We start from the raw sequence: 1,616 nt of genomic DNA on the forward strand, positions 1-1,616 counted from the left end.
GTACAACCTGTTGACGATCTGGAACAGGCCATCGCACGGGCGAACGCATTGCCTTACGGTCTGGCCGGATATGCCTTCACCCGCTCCGCCGCAACCGCCAATCGCATAGCGGAGGAGCTGGAGGTCGGCGTCATCGGCATCAACCAGATGGTCGTAACGATCCCCGAAACTCCCTTCGGCGGCATTGGTGACAGCGGCTGGGGCCGCGAAGGCGGCATTGAGGGTCTAGAATCCTATACCGTAAGAAAGTACGTCGGCCATCTTCATGTCTAGCAGGCGATGAGACCGGAAGGAAAAGGAGCGCGGGACGTGAGCTTGGGTGGGACATTTTCGGGGTGGCGACCGCGGCAGCTCGCTGCCGAGGGGCCGCGCTACCTTGCCCTCGTGAATGCGCTGGAACAGGACATCGCCGATGGCCGGCTGTCCGATGGCGACCGTCTTCCGCCGCATCGTGATCTAGCTCGAGAGCTTAGCCTTTCCGTCGGCACGGTGAGCAAAGCCTATCAGGAGGCCGAAACGCGCGGCATCGTCAGCGGGCATGTCGGGCAGGGTACGTTTGTCAGGCGGCGTTCCGCGCCCTCCCATGCCGAGGCGCCGGCGGCAAGACAGGAACCGGTCAATTTAGCGCTGAACGTGCCTGCCCACGGAAGCGAAACGCGGATCCTGTCCGCGCTATTTGGCGAGGTGGTGCGCGAGCGTGATCTTGCACCTTTGTTGGGCTACCATCCTCACGGCGGCCTCCCCCGACATCGTGAAATCATCGCGGCCTCGCTGTCTGACAACACCTTTTCGGTCGAGCCGGCACAGCTGTTTCTGTGCAACGGCGCGCAGCACGCGATCGACATCGCCCTGCGCCTCGTGGCAAAGCCCGGGGACAGTGTCTTGGTGGATGCTTTCACTTATTCTGGCTTCAAGGCCATCGCCGCTGCCAGCCACCTCAACCTGGTGTCCGTGGAGATGGATGAGGAGGGAATGGACCCGGAGGCGCTGAGAAAGGCCAGTCGGGCGTCCAGCGCGCGAGTGCTCTATTGCATGCCGACCTTGCAGAGCCCCACTGCTCGCACCATGAGCCTTGCCCGCCGTCGGCGCATCGCTGAACTCGCCGAGGAGCTCGACCTTGCCATCATAGAGGATGACGTCTACGGCTTTTTCTTCTCCGAGCGTCCTGTGCCGATCGCCTCGTTGGTGCCGACCCGCTCCTTTTACATCACGTCCTACTCAAAGTGCCTTGCGCCAGCCTTCAGGCTCGGAACATTGACGGTCCCGCCGGCCTACATCGCTCAAACTGAGCTCCTCCTGCACGCCTCTGCCTGGTTTGTTGCTCCGATGCTAGGCGAGGCTGTGGTGCGGTTGATTGAGAGCAGTAAGCTGGAAGAACTTCTACATGAGCGGCGCGTCCAGGCGCACGAACGCTATCGAGTGTTCCTAAATGTTTTTCCGAACGCCGCAAAACTTCAGTTCCCAGCCTTCTATGGATGGTTGCCGTTGCCGCAAGAGTGGTCCGCAGATCGATTTACGGCGGCTGCGCGAGGACGGGGCATACTTGTAACCCCCCGCATCGCCTCCGCGGTGGGAGAGCGGGACCCTGGCGCAATTCGCATCTGTCTCGGCGCGCC

General features: G+C 61.9%; 2 protein-coding genes. Both read left to right on the top strand.

Features of this window, described 5'->3' with window-relative positions; translation table 11 throughout:
* Window positions 1–273: aldehyde dehydrogenase family protein (locus tag QRQ56_RS39145; protein ID WP_438747110.1), on the top strand; the 273-nt coding region annotated here is incomplete at its 5' end.
* A gap of 36 nt (window positions 274–309) precedes the next feature.
* A partial coding sequence (locus QRQ56_RS39150) for a PLP-dependent aminotransferase family protein (protein WP_438747111.1) occupies window positions 310–1,616 on the top strand: 1,307 nt, incomplete at its 3' end.

Origin of the sequence: Bradyrhizobium sp. U531 (genome assembly GCF_051710265.1) — a bacterium.
In the GTDB taxonomy this organism is placed as follows: Bacteria; Pseudomonadota; Alphaproteobacteria; order Rhizobiales; family Xanthobacteraceae; genus Bradyrhizobium.